Below are 20,068 nucleotides of genomic sequence, written 5' to 3'. Positions count from 1 at the left end.
GACTTTATGCCCAGAATTTGCGCCGGTATCGGCTTGGTGATAATCCGGTGAATTTTTTGAACACTTTGCAAAAGTAACTATGATCGGAATAACCTACCATACTGCTAATCTCAGAGATCGTTACATCATCGGATCGTAGCAGTTCCTCGGCTTTTTCAATCCGAATTTTATTTAAGTATTCATTAAATCCTTCTTTTTTGTGAGATGAGAAATAACTGGATAAATACGATGGATTAAAATGAAAATGCTTGGCTACTTCAGCCAGCCCGAGCGGCTGATCAAAGTGCTCATGCATGTAATCCAGCAGCATCTTCATGTTGGGATCACTTCGTTTTGCACCCGCACCAACGGTGCACTCCTGAACTTCCGTCATGAATTGGTCAAGCACAGTCATCACTTCGTCCAGACTCGAAGCACCATCCACATTTTTAAAATACGTATATTTGCTCTCTTCCAGCCCCGCAGACTGGACATCCATATCCGCGAGGGTAATGGTCACGTTAAAGATCAAGTTACCGAGAAATGATTTGATCTCAAACACATCGGCAATATAATCCCGTCCAAGTGTTTTTGCATGATTCTGTAAATACTCCCTTGCCGCTTCGACCCGGTTACGCTTCACATGCTGCAAAAACATATTTACATTAAACTGGTAACCTGCGGGATGCATTGGAGGCAGTTCACCATACACCAGGATTGGTCGATCCTTATAATAAAAGCGATATTCAATCAGCTTAATCAGGCGTTCCCGGTAAACAACACCCATCTGTTCAAATGAAGTAAAGCTTTCACTAAGCACCCAACCAGGACTGCCTTCTCCTGCTGCATTTTCACTGGCCAACTGTCTGATCCGTTCAAGCATCCATTCATCTCTCGCAGGATCGACATTAAGAAGCATCACAGGTAATGTACCCTCTGCGGGAACCATTGCACATTCTACTTCAGGCAGATCACTGCGGAGCTTGGATTCAATCTGTTCCTGATCCATCTTCAGTGGATTCCCTCCAGCACCCACGGGTTTATACACCAGCAAGCGAAAGGATTCATACGGAAAGGTATCTCGAATGATCGGCATTTCGCTATCTTCATCCAGTGTGAATCCGGACAGCATCTTCTCCATCAGTTGCCCAAGTCTCCAACCATCATGCGACGGCTCGAACTGTAACTCCGGAATTTTACCCGCTGTGCGTTGAAGGACCTCCAATAATTCATTTGTATCCAGCTTTGGTTTCAGTATATAATCGGCTGCCCCATGCTGAAGCGTAGAACGTACATACTCGAATTCACTGAAGCTGCTAAGTACAATAACTTCAATCTGCGGATTACTGGCTTTTAGTGTACGGACAAACGTTTCTCCATCCATGACAGGCATGACAATATCGGTGATCACAATATCCGGTTTTAACAGGTTCACCTGCTGTAATCCTTCTTCACCGTTGGAAGCTTCACCCACAATGATAAATCCTTCCGCTTCCCAGTTCATATGGTGCTTTATGCCCTGTCTTACCAGAAACTCATCGTCAACAATCAGCACCTTGCACAACCGGTTCATGATCGCGACCCCCTTGTCTAATCTTTCCTCTATATCTGTACAGGCTATACCAACTATTATATATCGGTTATAAACACTTTCCAGTGTTAGCGGTTACATTAATTCTAAATTAATTGTACATCTTTTTATATCCTAAAACGATCCTTTAAGCAATGGTAACTATCTATAGTTTACACTATATTTCGACAAAATAAGAAGCCCCGACTCGCCATTTGATCATTTGGCGAATCAGGACCCCTTTTTCAATCCTTTATTTCGTTAAATCACTCACTTATGGTTCAATTCCCCATTGGAGACTTCCCGCGATATAACCGGTGACTTTGGACCAATCCGTATAGGAAGTCTGACTACCTGCAAAAGAGTAATCATCCGTTTGCGTATAGTTGGTCCAATTGTTCTTGGAGATGCGCGTATGGATTTCCGTGCTTTGTCCCGCATTCAGTGTTCCAGCCGAAGCTGTGAATCCGATCTCAAGCACGTGATCAGCACCCGTCCGTACTGGATTGAGTGCACTGAACGTGCCTGTTACATTCGAACTGCCAGCAGTCGCCCAGTCAGCGAAGAAGTTCTGAGGCTGTTCACCGTTTATCGTGTAATAGTATCTGATTTTCACATCAGACAGATTCAAGGCTGTAGTACTCGTATTTGTCAGTTTGAATTTGGGACTAATCGAGCTGCCCGTTGCTGAAGTGTTGCTGTTAAACATCTCAATGCGTATGGTTCCAACAGGTGCAGCTGTCGTGTCTTGAATGAGCAGATTCAAGGTCGCAGGAGCGCCTGCGCTGAATTGAAAGGTTAGCGTCGCTGCGCCATTTGGCAGTGAAGCCAGGTAGTTTTTACTTAATACGACCTCATTGCCTGTCAACGTGTAATCTGTACCTGAAACCAGCGTTGCATTCCCGTTGCGAATGGATGCAAGTGTATTGCCGTTAAGTGTTAACGTGACTGGAATATTAACCTGATTGTCTGCTTTGCGATCAAATTCGGCTGTAACCGGTGTAATCACAGAGTTGGTCACTGGTGTACCCCCGCCGTCTCCTCCGCCATTGTTACCTCCAACACGGTCAGCATACAAAATTCCGCGGCCATTTGTTCCAAGATATACTCTTCCATACAAACCCGGATCACCCGTAATTGTAGTTACACGAGCATACTGGTGCTGATCATCATTGATACGAACCCAATTGGCACCACCGTCATCGGAGCGGAAGAATCCACGTGTTCCATCGATCTGTGCAACCGTGTATAACGCAACAACGTTCTGCCCAGGGGCGGCTTTACCAAATCCGATACTGTCTGCTTCCTCTACATTGGCAAGCTTTGTGAATGTTGCTCCTGAATCCGTGGAATGCCATAATCCGTAAGGACCTTCTTCCTCACTGCCACCTGCAAACCAGAGTTCGCCCTCAACACCTGGAACGGCATCCAGATCGGCATTTCCTTCCATCGGGAGTCCGGTCGCAGATGATGCCGTGAAGGTAGCACCACCATTCACACTTACATAGATTTTACCCGCTGCAAATCCATAGAATTTGTTTGGATTGACACGATCCGAAATCACTTTCGCCTGTGCAGGTATCCCCGTACTTGCCGTCCATGAATTGCCGCCAGTCGAATAATGTACGCCTTTATCTGACGTGCTCCATACGAGTCGGTTACCATTCGCAGAGATCGCTACGGTTCCCCCTCCGGTTGTGCCAGCAGGTTCTGCATTGGCCTTATACCACGTAGTACCTCCGTCACTGGACAAACCAATGGATTTTGCATTTGGATCAGCAGCATAATCTGCTTTACCTACGCGAACCATCGTATTGGGACTTAACTCTGCAAAATCCAGACTTTCTGTGGAAGAATAGTTTGGGCTCGTAAATATGGTGTCTGGTGCCTGATCCAGATTGTTATGACGGAATCCGGAGACATCCCCCACTCCGCTTATCAAATGTGCACCACTTGGCGGGCTGATCAGATCCAGTACGGCAATCTCCTCAACCCCCTTCGCCATCACTGAAATATTGATTTTTTTGTCATCATCCCAGTCTGTCAGGTTCTTCGTTCCATAGATCGTAGCACCTGTTCCATACATCATGCGATCCGAATCAAACGGATCAATCTCCAGATCACCGATCATCCAGCCCAATTTTGGGCTTGTTTCGGGTGGGGCAGGATTGGTGCCAAATGTGAGCCATGGCGCTGCCGAAATATCCTGTGTATAACGTAACTTCCGGTTCGGATATCCTTCAAATTCCCATATGCGTGTCCACGTCGCTCCGCCATCTGTACTGCGGAACAAAGTGGCATCCGGCCACCAGGAATTCAATGTCGCAACCATCAATGTACCGGGATTCTGTGCATCAACAGCCAATCCGCCATATCCAAAATAATTATCCGTGTTGCTGCTTGGAACAGGGCTGATGTTGCTCCAGACACCTGTCGATGTGTTCAGTTTCCACACGTCACCTTTTTCCCCATCATACGGTCCAACACCATCGCTGTACGTAATATAGAGGCTTCCGTCTGAATCAAACACGCCATGATGCGGAATATAACCTGTAGGTTGACCAGCAACAGCTGACCAGGTCAGGCCGCCATTTGTGCTGCGATATACGCTTTGATCTTTATCCGCAACGCCTACATAGATCGTCTGGGTTGCCTGCCCTGCCGAACCGCTTGTTTTGTCAAATGTAATCCATGCCAGACCTACGATGTCACTTGTGTATTCATTCGAAGGGTCTTGTACATAATTTCCCGGATTCGGGAAGCTTGTGACTTCGTTCCAGGTCACACCGTAATCGGTACTTTTCCATAACCCATGACCACTTCGTGCACCGAAATACAGGATACTGTTATCATTCGGGTCCACGGTCAGGCGTTCTCCCATTGAACGTCCCGGCATGTTGCCGCCCACTTTGAACGGAAGTGTTGTGGTCTGCCATGTATCTCCCCGGTCCGTAGAGCGCAAGATGGAGCCATTATTTTGATCCCACGAATTCGTATACGTCCCAACTGCCATATACACCCGATCGGGATCAAGCGGGTCCGTAGCCAGTGCGTCCACACCATTCTTGTTCCAGTCATCCCAGCCGACAAAATCCGTTAAGGGTATCCACCTCTCGTCAGCCGCATTCCAGCGATAGGCTCCCCCGATATCCGTACGGGCATAGATCAGATCCTTTTCCGACTCGTTGAAAATAATGCCCGGTACAAACCCGCCTCCTGCACCCGTCACCACATTTTTCCACTCATAGGCTTCACTTGGTGCCGCCGCTGTTGTTCCAGCAAGTCCTCCCAGCGAGGCGGTTACTACAGCAACCGTCAGGCTCATCATTCGCAATTTCCCCATAAACGTTCTCATATCAACTTATCCTCCTCTTCTACTTCGTTACTGCATTTCGGTCTATCCCCGCTGTCTCATCGTGCTGATGATGGCGTGCCAGACGAATCAATGCATCCCTTGATACAAGAAGCCTCACCCCCTTCCAGTCATATTGTTAAGCGCTTACATAATTGTTCTTGATTCGCGGTTATCTGGATAATACTTTCAATAAATAACATTCGCTGGCAATCTCCAAATCCCTCTGTCGAAATTCCGATTTTTGTAAAATATTTTCAGTGTTTAAAATCGTTTATACATCAAAAAAAGATGCTGTTAGAACAGCACCTTTTGACATTTTATATAAGAGTGAAAAAATGGAATCGTTTCTTTCCTGGCAAACCAGGCAGAGGTTCACTAAGGTTCACTACATAATTGGCACCTGTTTATTGCTGGCTACCATAAGCGTGAGTCTCCTGCCCTTTAACGCCCGGTCTGATGACAAAAAGTGAGCCCGCATCCGGTGTCTCTTTCAAACGTTCTTCCTTAATCCCTATACGTGCTGTTGTAATGTATAACTCTTCGAGATCCGGTCCACCAAAACAGCAGGATGTTACCTGATCTGCCGGCACCTCGATCTGTTGCAACAATTCTGATGTATGCGGGTTCCAACGAGTGACTCTTCCTCCGCCCCAGTGCGCAACCCACAGCATACCCTCACCATCAACCGTCATCCCATCCGGAAAACCGAATTCCTCCGGTATTTGAATGATACTTGTCCGATTTTGTATCGTACCTGCCGTCAGATCAAAACCAAACCGGTCAATAGAACGTGTCGGGGTATCAATGTAATACATGGTCTGCCGATCCGGACTCCAGCCCAAACCGTTGGATGTAGACACACCTTGTACCATTGTGCGAACGGGTTGCCCTTGCTCCAAACAATACAATGATCCGGCTTTGCTCTCATTATTCATGCTCATTGTGCCTGCCCAGAAGCGGCCCTTCGCATCACATTTTCCATCATTAAAACGATTCGTATCCTTATCTTGTTCAGGGTCCTCAATGGCATGCAGCTCACCCGTAAGCAAGTGATACGTATGGAATCCACTGCGTAAAGCAACCACAACTTCGTCACCACGATAGGGAACAACAGCCCCGACATGTTCACCGACATCATAAGACTGATCCTGCCCTGTAACCGGATCATACACATGCACCTTGAAGCTTTCAATATCTACCCATAACAATCGATTGTTCTCCGCATCCCAGCTTGGACCTTCCCCCAGTAATGCCTGGGTTTGTACTGCTACAGTTACGTCGCTCATGCCCTCACGTCCTTATTCAGATTTGACGCCGCCTGACCATTCGAATCCGATGGCATCCAAGAATGCTTTGGACAGAACCATATGGCCCGTTGCATCCGGATGTACCCGGTCATAAGTCAGCACAGACGTATAGAAATGATCCCAAAATGGAGCAAATGCAGCCTGTGTATCCACATACACTGCATCATACTCACTCGCTACCCTGCGAACTGCTTCTCCGTAGATATCCATCGTTGCCCGCATCGGATCTTCCGGGTTGGCTTCAAGATAATAAGGCGTCATTAGTACCAGACCTTTCAGGTTGGGACGAACCGAAGCCACCAGTTCACGCAATGTGGATTCGTATTCTTCAAGAAACACATGTGAGTCTGTTGATAATGGGTTGTCGAACTGACGCCATACATCATTAATGCCGATCATGATCGTCAGCCAGTCCGGTTTAAGGTCCAGCACATCACGATCCCAGCGCTGTTTCAGATCACGAATCGTATTTCCACCATTACCCACATTCTGGACACGCAACATCAATTCCGGATAGATGGACCGCAAGAGGGCATAGACTTGCGCTACGTAACCATGGCCCAGACCTGAACTGCCTTCGCCTACAGGATGTTCCCGACCACAATCTGTAATCGAATCCCCGATAAACAGAAGCTTGTCATTTTTCTGCAATTTCATCGTTATTTTCTCCTTCGCTCTAAGGCGTTAATATACGGATTACTCGATTGGTTAGGACCGTTCACTTGCTATCAGCCAATAAAATTACCAGCCCTGATTCTTGAGCCATGTGAGACACAGATCCGACCATACCCGAATCGCGTGGTTATCCTCAGCCAATCCCAGACCATGTGAACCTTTCTCAAAAACGTGCAAGTCATAGGGAATGCCATGCTCGCCCAATGCAAGTGCATAACGCAAGCTATTCTCCACAGGTACTGCCTGGTCATCGCTGGTATGCCAGATGAATGCTTCTGGAGCATCCGCTCTCACCTGTTGTTCCGCACTGAAAGCCTTGATCTGCTCGGCTGACGCATCAGGCCCAAGCAAATTCTCACGGGACCCAGCATGTCCATAGGACTCCATCGTAATGACCGGATAACAGAGAATAACTCGATCCGGGCGTGAACTTTGGCGTTCAATAAGGTCCTCATGATCCGGTTGTCCCTCGTCATACAGCGTTCCCAGTGTTGCTGTGAGATGTCCGCCTGCGGAGAAACCAAGCACTGCAATCTTGGCAGGGTTGATGCCATACTGCTCAGCATGAGCACGAACATAACGTATGGCACGCTGACCATCTGTTATAGGTGCAGGATGCTGGTGAGGCGCCACCCGATATTTCAGGACAAATGCACTTATACCTGCACGGTTCAACAATTCGGCTATTGGAGCACCCTCATGATCAGCCAAAAATCCATAGCCGCCACCTGGACATACAATGACAGCGCTCTCGGAACCGGGCTGAATAAATGGAATCAAATGTGGCATTTCGTCTTCATGGCCCTGGGCTGCATAAGGTGCAGCATGATCCCATAAGGGTATAGTTGTTGTCATCTTCAATCATCCTCTCCAAGTAGAACGGATACATGGGTCCGTTTAAACGTTTTCGAATCTCAGGAATCGATACCATCATAACGGTAATGACCCTAACGCATCAATACCTTCCTGGCATCACTTTTTGTTTATTTGGGTACATGTTAGTACAAATTACGGAACTGTTCAGGAGTCACCCCCTCAATCCTGCGAAAGGTTGCTACAAAATGGCTTGCATCGCGAAACCCTACCCTAACTGCAGTTTCCCTAATCGTGGGTCTATAGTCTGCGGTCATGATTTCCTTGGCTTTGCGAATGCGCAGCAAAATAAAATAACTGTAGGCTGTCATGCCAAAGGACTGCTTGAACAAGGTGTTCAGATGTCTGGATGAGATCCCTGTGAGGTCAGCCATATGTTCGAGCCCAATCTCGGGATTCGCATAATGCTGTTCCATGAATGCAATGAGCGGAGCAAGTCTCTCCACAGAATGTGAGATGGAAGAACGATTGCCCGTCATGCCATGTTTTTTGAGCAAAATCAGAAATCGGTATATATCCGCTGACGCCTCGAGTCCCGACAAATCCTGATCACTTCTGATCGAATCCAGCACTTCCTGGCCGTAATCATTGAACGGACTGCTCTGCTCCCACTGATAGAACGCCGCTTCACCCAGACTAAGTGACTCCAAGATTGCCGGACACTGGGAACCACCAAATGTTATGTAAAGTGTCTCCCACTCTCCTTGGGCGCGCACATACTCATGCGGTTCATTCGGCGGCAGCAAAATACCGGATGCTTCCCCCAGTACGACCGTGGACCCGGCAAACTTGAATTCTCCGGCTCCCTTTACTGTCTGAAGCCAATGGTAACAGGGATACCCCACAGGTCTGGACACCTTCTCCTGATTGCCGTTATAACCCAGGCTCTCAATATAAAGGGGCAAGGGCTGATCACGTGATGTCATGAAATATCGTTGATGTCGGGGGGAAATAAACATAGGATGCCTCCTTGGTTATAAGCTGAAATACACTTCCGTATTCTTATATCAGCCATTACTTTTATTATATTTTAAAAGTCATATATATCATATAATATAGGATTATTCTTATACAAGAGGTGAACACATTGATTAGTAACAAACTGCCCAAAATGTTCTACGGGGGCGATTACAACCCGGAACAGTGGGATCACGAAACCCACCTTGAAGACCTGCGCATGTTCCAATTGGCAGGTATTGATATTGCCACAATCAACGTATTTTCATGGGCACTAATTCAGCCTGATGAAGTTACTTACCGTTTTGAAGAACTCGACCAACTGATTAATCGTTTATATGAAAATGGTGTCTATATATGCCTTGCAACAAGCACGGCTGCACATCCGGCTTGGATGGCAAAGAAATATCCAGACGTGCTTCGTGTAGATGCCGATGGACGCAAACGCAAATTTGGGGGGCGCCATAATTCCTGTCCCAACAGCCCGACCTATCGCAAATACGCTGAGAAGATTGCGGATAAACTGGCCGAACGATACAAGGATCACCCCGCGGTTCTCGTATGGCACATCTCCAACGAGTATGGCGGTGAGTGCTACTGTGACAACTGTGAGAAAGCGTTCCGCGTGTATCTGAAAGAACGCTATCAGACTCTGGAACAGGTCAACAAAGCATGGAACACGAATTTCTGGGGGCATACCTTCTACGATTGGGACGAGATTGTATTACCAAGCAACCTGAGCGAACATTGGGGTAACAATAATTCAACATTCCAGGGAATCTCGCTGGACTACTCCCGATTCAACTCCGACAGCATGCTGGATTGTTACCGCCTGGAATACGATGCGATCAAAAAACATATTCCGGACTCTGTCGTTACAACCAATCTGATGGGATTCTTCAAGCAACTGGACTATTTCAAATGGGCAAAATACATGGATATCGTCTCCTGGGACAGTTATCCTGGTCTCGCCACTCCTGTCAGCTTCACGGCAATGGCTCATGACCTCATGCGCGGACTGAAGGATGGCCAACCGTTCATGCTGATGGAACAAACACCAAGTCAGCAGAACTGGCAGCCATATAACTCACTGAAACGTCCAGGTGTCATGCGTCTGTGGAGTTATCAATCTGTTGCGCACGGGGCCGATACCATCATGTTCTTCCAGCTTCGCCGCTCCATCGGTGCCTGTGAGAAGTATCATGGTGCAGTTATTGAGCATGCTGGACATGAGAATACACGTGTATTCCGCGAAGTCGCTGAGCTGGGCAAGGAATTGCAGCTCCTTGGAGATACCACGCTGGATGCATCTGTTGAATCCAAAGTAGCGATTGTGTTCGACTGGGATAACTGGTGGGCCATCGAAAAATCAAGCGGACCTACGGTTGCCCTGAACTATGTGGATCAGATCCATAAATACTACGCAGCCTTCTTCCGCCGCAACATACAGGTAGATATCGTCAGTGTGGATACGGATATGAGCAAATACGACATTGTCCTCGCCCCTGTTCTTTACATGGTTAAACCAGGATTTGCCGCCAAACTGGAGAAGTATGTTGCAGCAGGTGGAACATTCCTGACGACCTTCTTCAGTGGCATTGTCAACGAGAACGATCTCGTGACCACAGGTGGATATCCGGGAGAACTCCGTAAACTGCTCGGAATCTGGGTGGAAGAGATTGATGCCCTGCTGCCGGAGCAAAAGAACCGCATTGTCCTCAGAGAAACCTACGGCGATCTTCAAGGAGAGTATGGCTGCGGCATGCTGTGTGACCTGCTGCACAGTGAAGGAGCCGAAGTCATCGCAGAATATGGAGACGACTTTTATAAAGGCATGCCTGTTGTGACACGTAACACCTTTGGTCAAGGTGAAGCCTGGTACGTTGCATCCGACCCGGATGAACGTTTCCTGGATGGTTTGCTGGGACAGCTTGCAGCAGCCAAGAACGTAGAGTCCTTGCTTGAGACTCCAGAAGGTGTTGAAGTAAGTGCACGAACCAAAGACGGCAAACCCTACCTGTTCGTCATGAACCATAACGCAACCACGCAATCCTATGATCTGGGAACAGCTAAGGCACATGATCTGCTCACCAATCGTGAGCTTTCGGGAAGTGTTGAGATTGAAGCCCGTGGGGTGCAATTACTCGAAATGAAATAAGCGATTTCGCTTAATTCGAATCATTTGGAATAATATAATGTGATAAAACACCCGTGATACAAAGTGTCACATATTCGTTCCTTTTATACTTGTTATTGTCTTCAGCGAGGATATTGGTATAGATTTCAGACCTTTATCGTCTTCTGTAAGCCAAAAGCTGCTACTTCCCGTATCCGTCTACACCGGATACGGGTTTTTGGCATGATCTGTGGTCTTTTTGATAGAAGGAAATATCAGTATGCAAAGCGAATTGGACGAGAAACACATTTTAACAAAGCCTGCCGGAACATACTTGTGAATCCTGATGCTGATCCATTATAAAATAATGAACAGTTGAGATATATTGGTGACACTCATGATGTCACTTATTCGTTGTTACAATAGAAATATAACTACGACATCACTTTCCGGCGGCGCAGATCGAAACGGAGTGGCTGACATGAACAGAACAAATCGGCTTGCTGCCATTGTAATGGCATTACAGCATGGTCACGAAACGGCACACTCATTAGGCGAGAAATTTGAGGTTTCCCGTCGCACAATTCTCCGGGATATTCAGTCCCTCTCCGAGATGAATGTGCCCATTATTGCCATTTCCGGTCCGGGAGGCGGTTTCAGACTTATGGAGGGTTACGTATTACCCCCACTACAGCTGGACCCGGTAGAAGCAGCGACGCTCCTATTCGCTCTTGAAGGTCTAAGTCGCTACGCCGACACACCCTTTCATGAGAAACGCTGGACCCTGATGAACAAAGTTAAGGCCATCATTCCGGATGATATTATGTCGCGAATTGATCCTATGCTCCAACAGCTGTATCATCATATTCCAGACCGCAATTACATTCTTCCTCATCTGGACGCACTGCTGGCATGCATACCCGAACACGAGTGGCTCAGTGTGCTGTATCGCTCCGTATCGCGTCAGCGATGGTTGCATATCTGTCCCTCACGGGTATATGCTTCCTCCGGCTTTTGGTACTGTGAAGCATATTCCCTCGAACATGGTGAACAGCGTCTGTTCCGGGTTGACCGAATTACCGATGTCAAAGCGATCGAACCACAGGATGCACAGGTGCTTCACGAACAGGCCGAGCAACAGCAGAGCAAGCCGATCCTCCAGAACAGCAGCCAACCCTGGTTAAGGCACAACTGAGTTATCGGGGAATGATTGAAGCTGAACAGGACGAGCATATTGGTGAAAAGATGATTGAAATTGCCCCGGATCTCTGGGAATTATCATTCCTTTGTCCACCAGGGGAATGGGACTGGGCCGTACGATTCTTTTACCGATTGGGACGTGAAGCCGAAGTGATTGAACCCCTCCAACTTCGCAGTGAGATTCGTCAGCATGCCGAGGAAGTGAGCCGGAGATACCTTGCTTCAACCAAGTCGTAGCTTGACTACACACAAAAAGGAGCCTACTGATATCATGACATATGAAACCGTTATAACGTACGAAGAAGCAGTACAGCGTATCCAGTCTATAGGGCTGCTGCCTCTGGCACCACTATTTGCCGAATATCCTTCTCTGTCATCGCTAACCCCCAAAGAACATTGGCACAAGGATGATGAATTCGATCCCTGGTTATGGCGTTCACGCCTGGCTGAGGAGGGCATTGCTGCCTATGGAAAATTTGTCAAAAAGAAAGCGCTTCTTGTCTCATCGGAATACTTCCCTTGGGTACACCGACTGCTTGCCGACTCCAGAACCATCAAGGAACAGTATGAAGCGGGTCTACTCTCCCGTGAAGCGTTCAAACTCCATGCGTTAGTTGCAGAACAAGAAGGCATCGATGGACGTGCCTTGCGATCACAAGCCGGTTTTGGGGCAAAAGAGGACAAAAAAACATTTGACCGTGGACTTCTGGACCTTCAGGGCTGTGCAGCCATTGTGATCAGTGGCACCAAAGAAAAAGAAGGGCTCGCAGAAGGCAAAGTCGCCTGGAACAGCTCCGCATACGAGACTGCTGGTCACTGGATGGAACGTCACGGCATTAAGCCATTTGAAGGCAGCATAGAAGAGGCACGTGAACTATTGATTGTGCAACTACAACAACATGCTTCACCTGCCGCATTATCAAGCATCTCCAAAGCGCTTGGCATCCGTGGAATATAAATAAAGCCAATCCCGGTTGTAGTGCAAATTTCAACCGGAATTGGCTGTGGTTCATCATATAATGCAACCCAGACGATCAACAGCCCCCATCGACAATGGATTTAGAGAATTACGCCATCCTTGAATATGGCAATCTCCCGGAATCCATGCTGCTCACTGAGTGTGTGTGACCGTCCTGAAGCAATGTCAATCAGCTGGCTGAACAGCTGCACTTTCACCTCATCCATCGTGCGCCCCTCCAACAGCTGGCCTGCGTTGAAATCAATCCAGTGTTTTTTGCGATTCGCCAGATCAGATTGGGTCGCAATCTTGACGGTAGGTACCGGACCTCCGAAGGGAGTCCCCCGCCCTGTTGTGAAGAGCACAATATGTGCACCCGCCGCAGACAGTGCCGTTACAGATACCAGGTCATTACCCGGTGCTTCTACAATGTTCAGACCGGTTTGAGTTACACGTTTGCCATAGCGCAGCACATCGACTACGGAAGAACGTCCTCCCTTTTGCGTACATCCAAGTGACTTTTCCTCTAGCGTTGTGATGCCACCAGCCTTATTCCCAGGTGAAGGATTCTCATAGATGTTCTGGCCATGGTTTACAAAATATTGCTTGAATCCGTTCACAAGGTCTACCAAATCGTGAAATACCTGTTCATTGGCAGCCCGGTTCATTAAGATCGTCTCCGCACCAAACATCTCCGGAACTTCCGTCAGAATAGCCGTACCCCCGGCAGCAACCAGCATATCAGCAACCGCACCGACCAGCGGATTGGCTGTAATGCCAGATAAACCATCGGAACCACCACACTTCAAACCAATTTTGAGTTTGCTGAGCGGAAGCGGCTGCCGTTGTTCATGTTCAGCGATCTCCACAAGTTCTTCCATCAGTCGAAGCCCTTCCTCAAGCTCGTCATCCGTTTCCTGTGCTTTGAGAAACCGTACTTTGCCTCGGTATTCCGGAGCAATACACTCACGGAATTCATCGACCTGATTGTTCTCACAGCCCAGACCGATGACGAGCACGCCTCCTGCATTCGGATGCTCCACCAAGGAGGCCAGCAACTGTTGTGTATACTTCAGATCATCACCAAGCTGTGAACACCCGAATGGATGCGGAAAGTGAAATACACCATCTACCCGGCTTCCAAACTGGGACTGACCCATACGTGCCAAAGCTTCACACACTTTATTGATACATCCAACCGTATTCACAATCCAGATCTCATTACGAATACCTGCGTCACCATTGGGGCGCAAATATCCATCAAATGAGCGCAGATGTTCCGGAGGCATGTCCGTCTGAACCTGCGCGCCCGGCTGATACTCATATTCAAGCAATCCGTGCAGACCCGTCTTCAGGTTATGACTATGAATCCAGCTTCCCTGCTCAATCTGCTCTTGGGCAATCCCGATGGAGAAACCATACTTCATCACATCATCACCCGGTGCCAGGGTATGCACAGCAATCTTATGCCCCTTCGGCACGTCATCGAGCAATGTAAAGGAAACACCGTCTGGCAATGTAATACATTCTCCTTTGGCATAATCCCGAAGCGCTATAATGACATCATCCTGTGGTTGAATGGCAATCCAGTCATTGATTGTACTTGTTGTGTTCATTTCCCTTCACCTTCCAACAATCCGATTTCACGAACAAGTGCTGCACGCAGCCCTTCTCTTGCATCCAGATTTTCGCCCCAGATCAGGGTATCTGACAACACAGCCGCTACCCGGTTATCCAGTTGCTCCTGATCCCTGTTAAGCGTGTCATAACCGTCCCAGTGTGAAGCCAAAGCAATCAGGACATCCGGGTCATCCCGCAGCAGAATATCCTCCCCATTCAGTCGTTGTACCTTGTAACCTTCTGGCGTATTTACCGGACGATAGAGACACAATAATCCAGCAAACCCTTGAATTAAACGTTCTGGCCAACTTCCCTGATTTTGCTCGTAAGACAAAAGTGTTGGCAGCACACGCACCTTGAATTTTCCGATCGTATTCAAAGCAATATCTTGCAATTTGTGATTAATATACGGGTTAAGGAACCGTTCGAACACTTCTTCTGCATACTGGTCCAGCTGATGATCGGGCATATCCAGAGCAGGCACGATCTCCTGATGCACAGCTTCCCTGATCCATGTGCCAAAATGTGGATCTTCCATCGTTTCTCTCACATGCTGCTTGCCTTGCAGAATGCCGAGGGATGACATTAAGGTATGTGCCCCATTCAAAATACGAACCTTTCGTACCTGGAAAGGCTTCAGATCTTTCACCCAATGTACATTAAGACCTGCCTGCTTGAGAGGAAGTTTTTTGTCCAAGGATTCATCACCCTGAATGGCCCAGAAATGATATGGCTCTGCCGTATTAATCAACTGGTCCTCATACCCCCAACGATTTGTCAGGGAATCGGCTTCCTCCTGGGTCGGCGCACCTGTGACAATTCGGTCTACCAGATTGTTCAAGAAGTGATTATGGTTCTCGATCCATGAACGGAAGCCATCCGAATACCCATAATCCTCACTATGACGGAGGACACAACTGCGCAGCACATCACCATTGCCTTCAAGCAGCTCGCATGGCAGATGAATCAAACCTCTGGATGGATCACCATCAAATTTCAAATATCGCTGATGCAGGAAAACCGTTAATTTCCCCGGAAATGATTGGACCGGTTCACCCTCGATATAGTCCGCATACGTATATTTCAATCCTGATTCGGTTGTATTGGAAATAACGAACTCAAGTGAAGGCAGTTCCGCCAAGTTCAGAAAGGCATCCCATTCCTCATACGGATTGATACACTGTGAGAAAATAGAGATCAACTCTGTCCGCTCAACCGGCTTTCCTTGGGACAGACCACGCGTAATCATTGTATATAACCCATCCTGATCGCGAATCTGCTCCAGCTTGGCCTTGCCTCCCGGTCGTGGTTGGGTAACAGCTACACTTCCATGGAATTTTCCTTGTCTGGCACTCTCATGAAGCATCCAGTCTGCAAATCCCCGCAAGAAATTACCTTCTCCGATCTGCAAAACCTTCACGGGACGCTCCATAATCTCCTTGCACTTGCGCTGACCATCGCTCCCCAGTAAATTCAGCTTCAACCTTGGTCGTTTCGTGCTCGCCGACATGGACACTCACCTCATCGATTATTTGTACTGTCGGAATGCAGCTCGAAGGCTCTGCACCCTTTTATTGTAAACGCTTTAAATTCATTGTATCATCAATAAAAGGAAATTAAATTGCTTATATTGCGGTAAATATACTCTCTCATGACCAGGTATAACATCTCGTTGAAGACGATCGTCTGGAAAGGAGTCTTTATGGAACGTTCACCTGTTCGTACGACTATTCAAGCAGAATCCGGTATTCCGTTCCGCCTGGTGTACAGCGACACCAAATCCCCTCAGAACGAATTGCCAGATCACCTTCACGACTGGCATGAAATTATCTATGTATATCGGGGGCAGGGAAGCATCTTTATTGATACTGGACTTGAGAATATGCAAGAAGGAGATCTGTTCATTATACCGGGCAGCACGGTTCATCGAGCCTTGCCGGATGCAGGCAATCCTGTCACATCTTCCGCATTGTTCTTCAGCCCGGGATTGCTGGCATCCACCGCCGGAGGTGCTGCTTCTTCTTTGCTAAGCCTGTTTGAACGTTGTCGTAAACAACGCGTGTATAAGAGACATCTGAACACAGAGGAGCAATCACTGGTCGCCGCCCTCATTGATGATATTCAGACCGAATTCCAGCTCGGTCATCATCTAAGCGCACATGCGGCTCTGTTAAGGCTACAACTATTGCTCATTTTTCTGGAACGTCTGGAAGCTGCGGGACCTGCGAATCCGGGTAAATCCGCTCCGGGTCCCTCATGGCTCTCTTCTACGATCTCTCATATTGACGATAACCTTCGGAATGGCCTTTCCCTCCCTGAACTGGCGCAGTACGCCTCTGTATCCCCTGCCCATTTCAGTCGTGCCTTCAAACGATACACGGGAATGACTCTAACGGATTACGCGTTAGCGCGAAGGGTCATTATGGCGAAAGAGCATCTGGTGCAAGGTGATGAGACGATGGCAGCCGTTGCCGATGCTTGCGGGTTCGACAGCCTGCCCCACTTTTACCGTCAATTCAAAAAATTAACCGGTACAACGCCCGCAGCTTACCGCAGAACCATGAACAGTTCTCGTTAAAATAGAACCAGACTGGACGTAGTTTCCTGGGTCTAATCATATATATCCACATATTCTTCCATATGGAAGATGTGGTATGATAATCTGGATTATTACTTGTCGGAAACATTGCATTCCGTTGTCAGAGGAGCTTAGCATTCCATGTTAAACGAATTGAATCGCAGGAATATTGGCATCTTCGCCCATGTGGATGCGGGGAAAACAACCACCACCGAGCATATGTTATTTGAGAGTGGTGTCGTCCGCAGTCCGGGACGTGTAGATGACGGAACAACAGCCACAGACTCCCTGGACATTGAGAAAGAACGTGGCATATCCGTTCAGGCAGCCATGACCTCTCTGATCTGGAAGAACACCATCATTGACCTCATTGATACGCCTGGTCACATTGATTTCAGCTCCGAAGTAGAGCGAACGCTACGGGTAATGGATGGCGCTATTCTCATTCTGTCGGCAGTAGAAGGCATTCAGTCCCAGAGTGAAGCCATCTGGCATGCCCTTCGTTCACTTCGCATCCCAACCATCATTTATATTAATAAAATGGATCGGATTGGCGCATCTGCCCCAGCGGTAATGGAGCAGATTCGTTCCAGCCTGTCCCCTTTCGCATGCGAAATCCAAACGTATCAGCTCCAGGAAGATTCATTTCATGGCATCGACTCCCTATGGAACCCGAATCAAGATTCTCTGTCAGATGGCACACCTTCCATTCCAGGTCTGGTCGAGATCCTTGCCGAGCTGGACGAAGAGGTCATGGAAGCCTACATCCAGGAGACTCCGTTATCGCAAAGGGATCTGAATGAAGCATTCCTGCGGTATGTGCATCAGGGTGAGATGTTCCCTGTGTGTTATGGCGCTTCCGGCAAAGGAATTGGTGTCACGGCATTGCTGGACATGGTCCTTGCATTCCTGCCCCCACCTGCACAACCAGTGGATTCTCCCGTATCGGGTGTTGTATTCAAGATTGAACGTAACCGTACGATGGGTCGCACGGCTTACGTCCGTATGTATGCTGGCAGCTTACACAATCGGGATACCATCCATAATTCGACGCGGGAGCTTGAAGAGAAAGTGACGCAGATTCGCCGCATGGATGGACGGAAATGGGCGGATACCGGTGCCGTTCACGCGGGGCAGATTGCTGCGCTGTACGGACTGAGTGACACACATGTGGGTGACATTATCGGCAATCCTGAGGGTGTACCTCCTCTGCCACAGATGGCTGTACCTTTGCTGACCGTACAAGTACATGGCAAGGACCCGGCACGTTACCCCGATCTTGTTGCAGCATTGCAAGAGTTGACGGATGAAGACCCCTTACTCGACCTGCAATGGTTGCCGGAGGAACGTGAACTGCATCTCAAGGTCATGGGAACCATTCAGCTTGAGATTTTATCCAGCCTGTTGCTAAGTCGTTTCGGATTGGATGTCGTGTTTGATCCACCATCCGTCATCTATAAGGAGACACCACGTATAGCCGGAGAAGGTTACATCGCCTATACGATGCCTAAGCCCTGCTGGGCCATCCTCCGCTTCAAGATTGAACCTTTGCCTCGCGGAAGCGGTCTGATCTATGCCTCAACCGTAAGGACAGATGATCTGCTGTTACGTTATCAGAATGAAGTTGAACGACGAATTCCGGAAGCCTTGTCTCAAGGTATGCTCGGTTGGGAAGTAACCGATCTGCGCATCACGCTGGTGGAAGGGGAACATCATGTCTGGCATACACATCCGCTGGATTTTGTTGTAGCCACGCCTATGGGAATCATGGATGGATTGTCGAGAACAGGTACCACGTTGCTGGAACCCCTTCTTCAGTTCCGGCTGACGGTCCCGGAGGAATACGGCGGTAAGGCCCTTAGCGATCTGGTACATATGCGGGCAACCTTCGAAGCCCCCGTCATTGGTAGTGGACGTTGTATTATTGAAGGAGTTATGCCTCTTGCCACCTCAATGGATTATCCGGTGAAACTGCGTTCCGAGACAAGCGGACGCGGGGTGCTTACGACTTCGTTTGCCGGATACCAGGATTGTCCTGCGGATGTGAATCATGCTCGCAAACGCAGAGGAGTTAACCCGCTGGATCAGTCGAAGTATATTTTAAGTGTACGAAACGCGATTACATCATAAATGGAGTTGAACCTGTGCTTATTAAATTTCTTATCTTTGGACTTCTATGGCGGATTGTAGGTAATCCGTTCATTGCCATCCTCATTTTGCTCGTTATACTGTATTTCCTGGATCGTCGTTACGTCGGGGTGTTCCCAAGCTTCACGAAACCTCTCAAACGTATGCGCAACATCTCCCGGCTTCGGCAACAGCTTGCCATGAGTCCCAATGAAGTTTCTTCCAAGCTGGAACTGGCTCGCCTGTTGATTGAGCGCAAACGTTACAGTGAGGCACATGCGTTATTGCTTGAACTGGAGCGCCCATACGAACAATCAGCTGAGTACTGGGAGGCATTAGGGACAACTGAGCTTCATTTGGGTAACATCGAAAAAGGCGAAAATCATATATTACAAGCCCTTGAGATCAATCCCAGAGTCAAGTATGGACGCCCGTACCTAACCCTTGCTGGAGCCTTCAAAGATACGCATGAGGACAAAGCGCTGGAGTATGTGCATCAGTTTCAGGAGATTCATTCCTCTTCCAGTGAAGCTTATTATCTGCTCGGCTCGGTTCACCGTTCCCTCGGACGCAATGCAGACGCGAAGCAGGCATACGAGCAATCGTTGAACGTTTATCGTTCCTTGCCCAAATACAAAAAACGTCAGGAGCGCCGCTGGGCTGTCCGCAGTTGGTTCCGCAAACGTGGATTGTAATGTCATCGGCTATACGCTGTAATCTTCATATATCACTTTTCTAGCCAATAAAAGTGCA

The 20,068-nt window shown here is 48.2% G+C and carries 15 protein-coding genes; 7 read left to right on the top strand and 8 right to left on the bottom strand.

Annotated features, from left to right (window positions below):
• Positions 1-4: 4 nt before the first annotated feature.
• The 6 genes from MHB43_RS11735 to MHB43_RS11710 all read right to left on the bottom strand — a co-directional run bounded on the left by MHB43_RS11735 (position 5) and on the right by MHB43_RS11710 (position 8,718).
• A complete protein-coding gene (locus tag MHB43_RS11735; protein ID WP_405132022.1) occupies positions 5-1,552 on the bottom strand; it encodes a response regulator in 1,548 nt (515 codons plus the stop codon).
• Between the two features lie 271 nt (positions 1,553-1,823).
• Positions 1,824-4,904, bottom strand: coding sequence for a X2-like carbohydrate binding domain-containing protein (locus tag MHB43_RS11730; protein ID WP_405132021.1), 3,081 nt, complete (start codon positions 4,902-4,904; stop codon positions 1,824-1,826).
• A 404-nt stretch (positions 4,905-5,308) separates the two neighbouring features.
• On the bottom strand, positions 5,309-6,190 hold the full coding sequence (locus MHB43_RS11725; protein WP_405132020.1) for an SMP-30/gluconolactonase/LRE family protein: 882 nt from the start codon (positions 6,188-6,190) through the stop codon (positions 5,309-5,311).
• A gap of 12 nt (positions 6,191-6,202) precedes the next feature.
• On the bottom strand, positions 6,203-6,868 hold the full coding sequence (locus MHB43_RS11720; RefSeq protein ID WP_047842445.1) for an SGNH/GDSL hydrolase family protein: 666 nt from the start codon (positions 6,866-6,868) through the stop codon (positions 6,203-6,205).
• Positions 6,869-6,952: 84 nt separating this feature from the next.
• Positions 6,953-7,741, bottom strand: coding sequence for an alpha/beta hydrolase (locus MHB43_RS11715; RefSeq protein ID WP_405132019.1), 789 nt, complete (start codon positions 7,739-7,741; stop codon positions 6,953-6,955).
• A gap of 143 nt (positions 7,742-7,884) precedes the next feature.
• The gene (locus tag MHB43_RS11710) at positions 7,885-8,718 is read right to left on the bottom strand and encodes an AraC family transcriptional regulator (protein ID WP_339183994.1); all 834 of its coding nucleotides are present in this window, start codon (positions 8,716-8,718) and stop codon (positions 7,885-7,887) included.
• A 128-nt stretch (positions 8,719-8,846) separates the two neighbouring features.
• Here MHB43_RS11710 and MHB43_RS11705 point away from each other — a divergent pair, with 128 nt between their 5' ends.
• From MHB43_RS11705 to MHB43_RS11690, 4 genes are all read left to right on the top strand, one after another.
• The gene (locus MHB43_RS11705) at positions 8,847-10,874 is read left to right on the top strand and encodes a beta-galactosidase (protein ID WP_339183992.1); all 2,028 of its coding nucleotides are present in this window, start codon (positions 8,847-8,849) and stop codon (positions 10,872-10,874) included.
• A gap of 439 nt (positions 10,875-11,313) precedes the next feature.
• Positions 11,314-12,027 carry a helix-turn-helix transcriptional regulator gene (locus MHB43_RS11700; protein ID WP_405132018.1) on the top strand — a complete coding sequence of 238 codons (714 nt, stop codon included), beginning with the start codon at positions 11,314-11,316 and terminating at the stop codon, positions 12,025-12,027.
• An 11-nt stretch (positions 12,028-12,038) separates the two neighbouring features.
• Complete coding sequence (locus MHB43_RS11695; protein WP_405132017.1) at positions 12,039-12,269, top strand: WYL domain-containing protein; 231 nt, start codon at positions 12,039-12,041, stop codon at positions 12,267-12,269.
• A 34-nt stretch (positions 12,270-12,303) separates the two neighbouring features.
• Positions 12,304-12,990, top strand: coding sequence for a hypothetical protein (locus MHB43_RS11690; RefSeq protein ID WP_405132016.1), 687 nt, complete (start codon positions 12,304-12,306; stop codon positions 12,988-12,990).
• Positions 12,991-13,091: 101 nt separating this feature from the next.
• Here the strand turns inward: MHB43_RS11690 and MHB43_RS11685 are convergent, their stop codons facing one another.
• Complete coding sequence (locus MHB43_RS11685) at positions 13,092-14,606, bottom strand: altronate dehydratase family protein (RefSeq protein ID WP_339183985.1); 1,515 nt, start codon at positions 14,604-14,606, stop codon at positions 13,092-13,094.
• The gene (locus MHB43_RS11680; RefSeq protein ID WP_339183983.1) at positions 14,603-16,120 is read right to left on the bottom strand and encodes a tagaturonate reductase; all 1,518 of its coding nucleotides are present in this window, start codon (positions 16,118-16,120) and stop codon (positions 14,603-14,605) included. Before MHB43_RS11680 ends, MHB43_RS11685 begins: the two co-directional genes overlap by 4 nt.
• 192 nt (positions 16,121-16,312) lie before the next feature.
• Between MHB43_RS11680 and MHB43_RS11675 the strand changes: the two genes are divergently transcribed.
• The 3 genes from MHB43_RS11675 to MHB43_RS11665 all read left to right on the top strand — a co-directional run bounded on the left by MHB43_RS11675 (position 16,313) and on the right by MHB43_RS11665 (position 20,010).
• Complete coding sequence (locus tag MHB43_RS11675) at positions 16,313-17,188, top strand: helix-turn-helix domain-containing protein (protein WP_405132015.1); 876 nt, start codon at positions 16,313-16,315, stop codon at positions 17,186-17,188.
• A 141-nt stretch (positions 17,189-17,329) separates the two neighbouring features.
• On the top strand, positions 17,330-19,318 hold the full coding sequence (locus MHB43_RS11670) for a GTP-binding protein (RefSeq protein WP_405132014.1): 1,989 nt from the start codon (positions 17,330-17,332) through the stop codon (positions 19,316-19,318).
• Positions 19,319-19,332: 14 nt separating this feature from the next.
• Positions 19,333-20,010, top strand: a complete 678-nt coding sequence (locus MHB43_RS11665) for a tetratricopeptide repeat protein (RefSeq protein ID WP_339183974.1) — start codon at positions 19,333-19,335, stop codon at positions 20,008-20,010.
• Positions 20,011-20,068 lie beyond the last annotated feature (58 nt).

The organism is Paenibacillus sp. FSL H8-0317 (genome assembly GCF_045040685.1).
In the GTDB taxonomy this organism is placed as follows: domain Bacteria; phylum Bacillota; class Bacilli; order Paenibacillales; family Paenibacillaceae; genus Paenibacillus.
The sequence above is the reverse complement of the archived record's forward strand: the minus strand, read 5'-3'. Positions and strand labels throughout refer to the sequence as shown.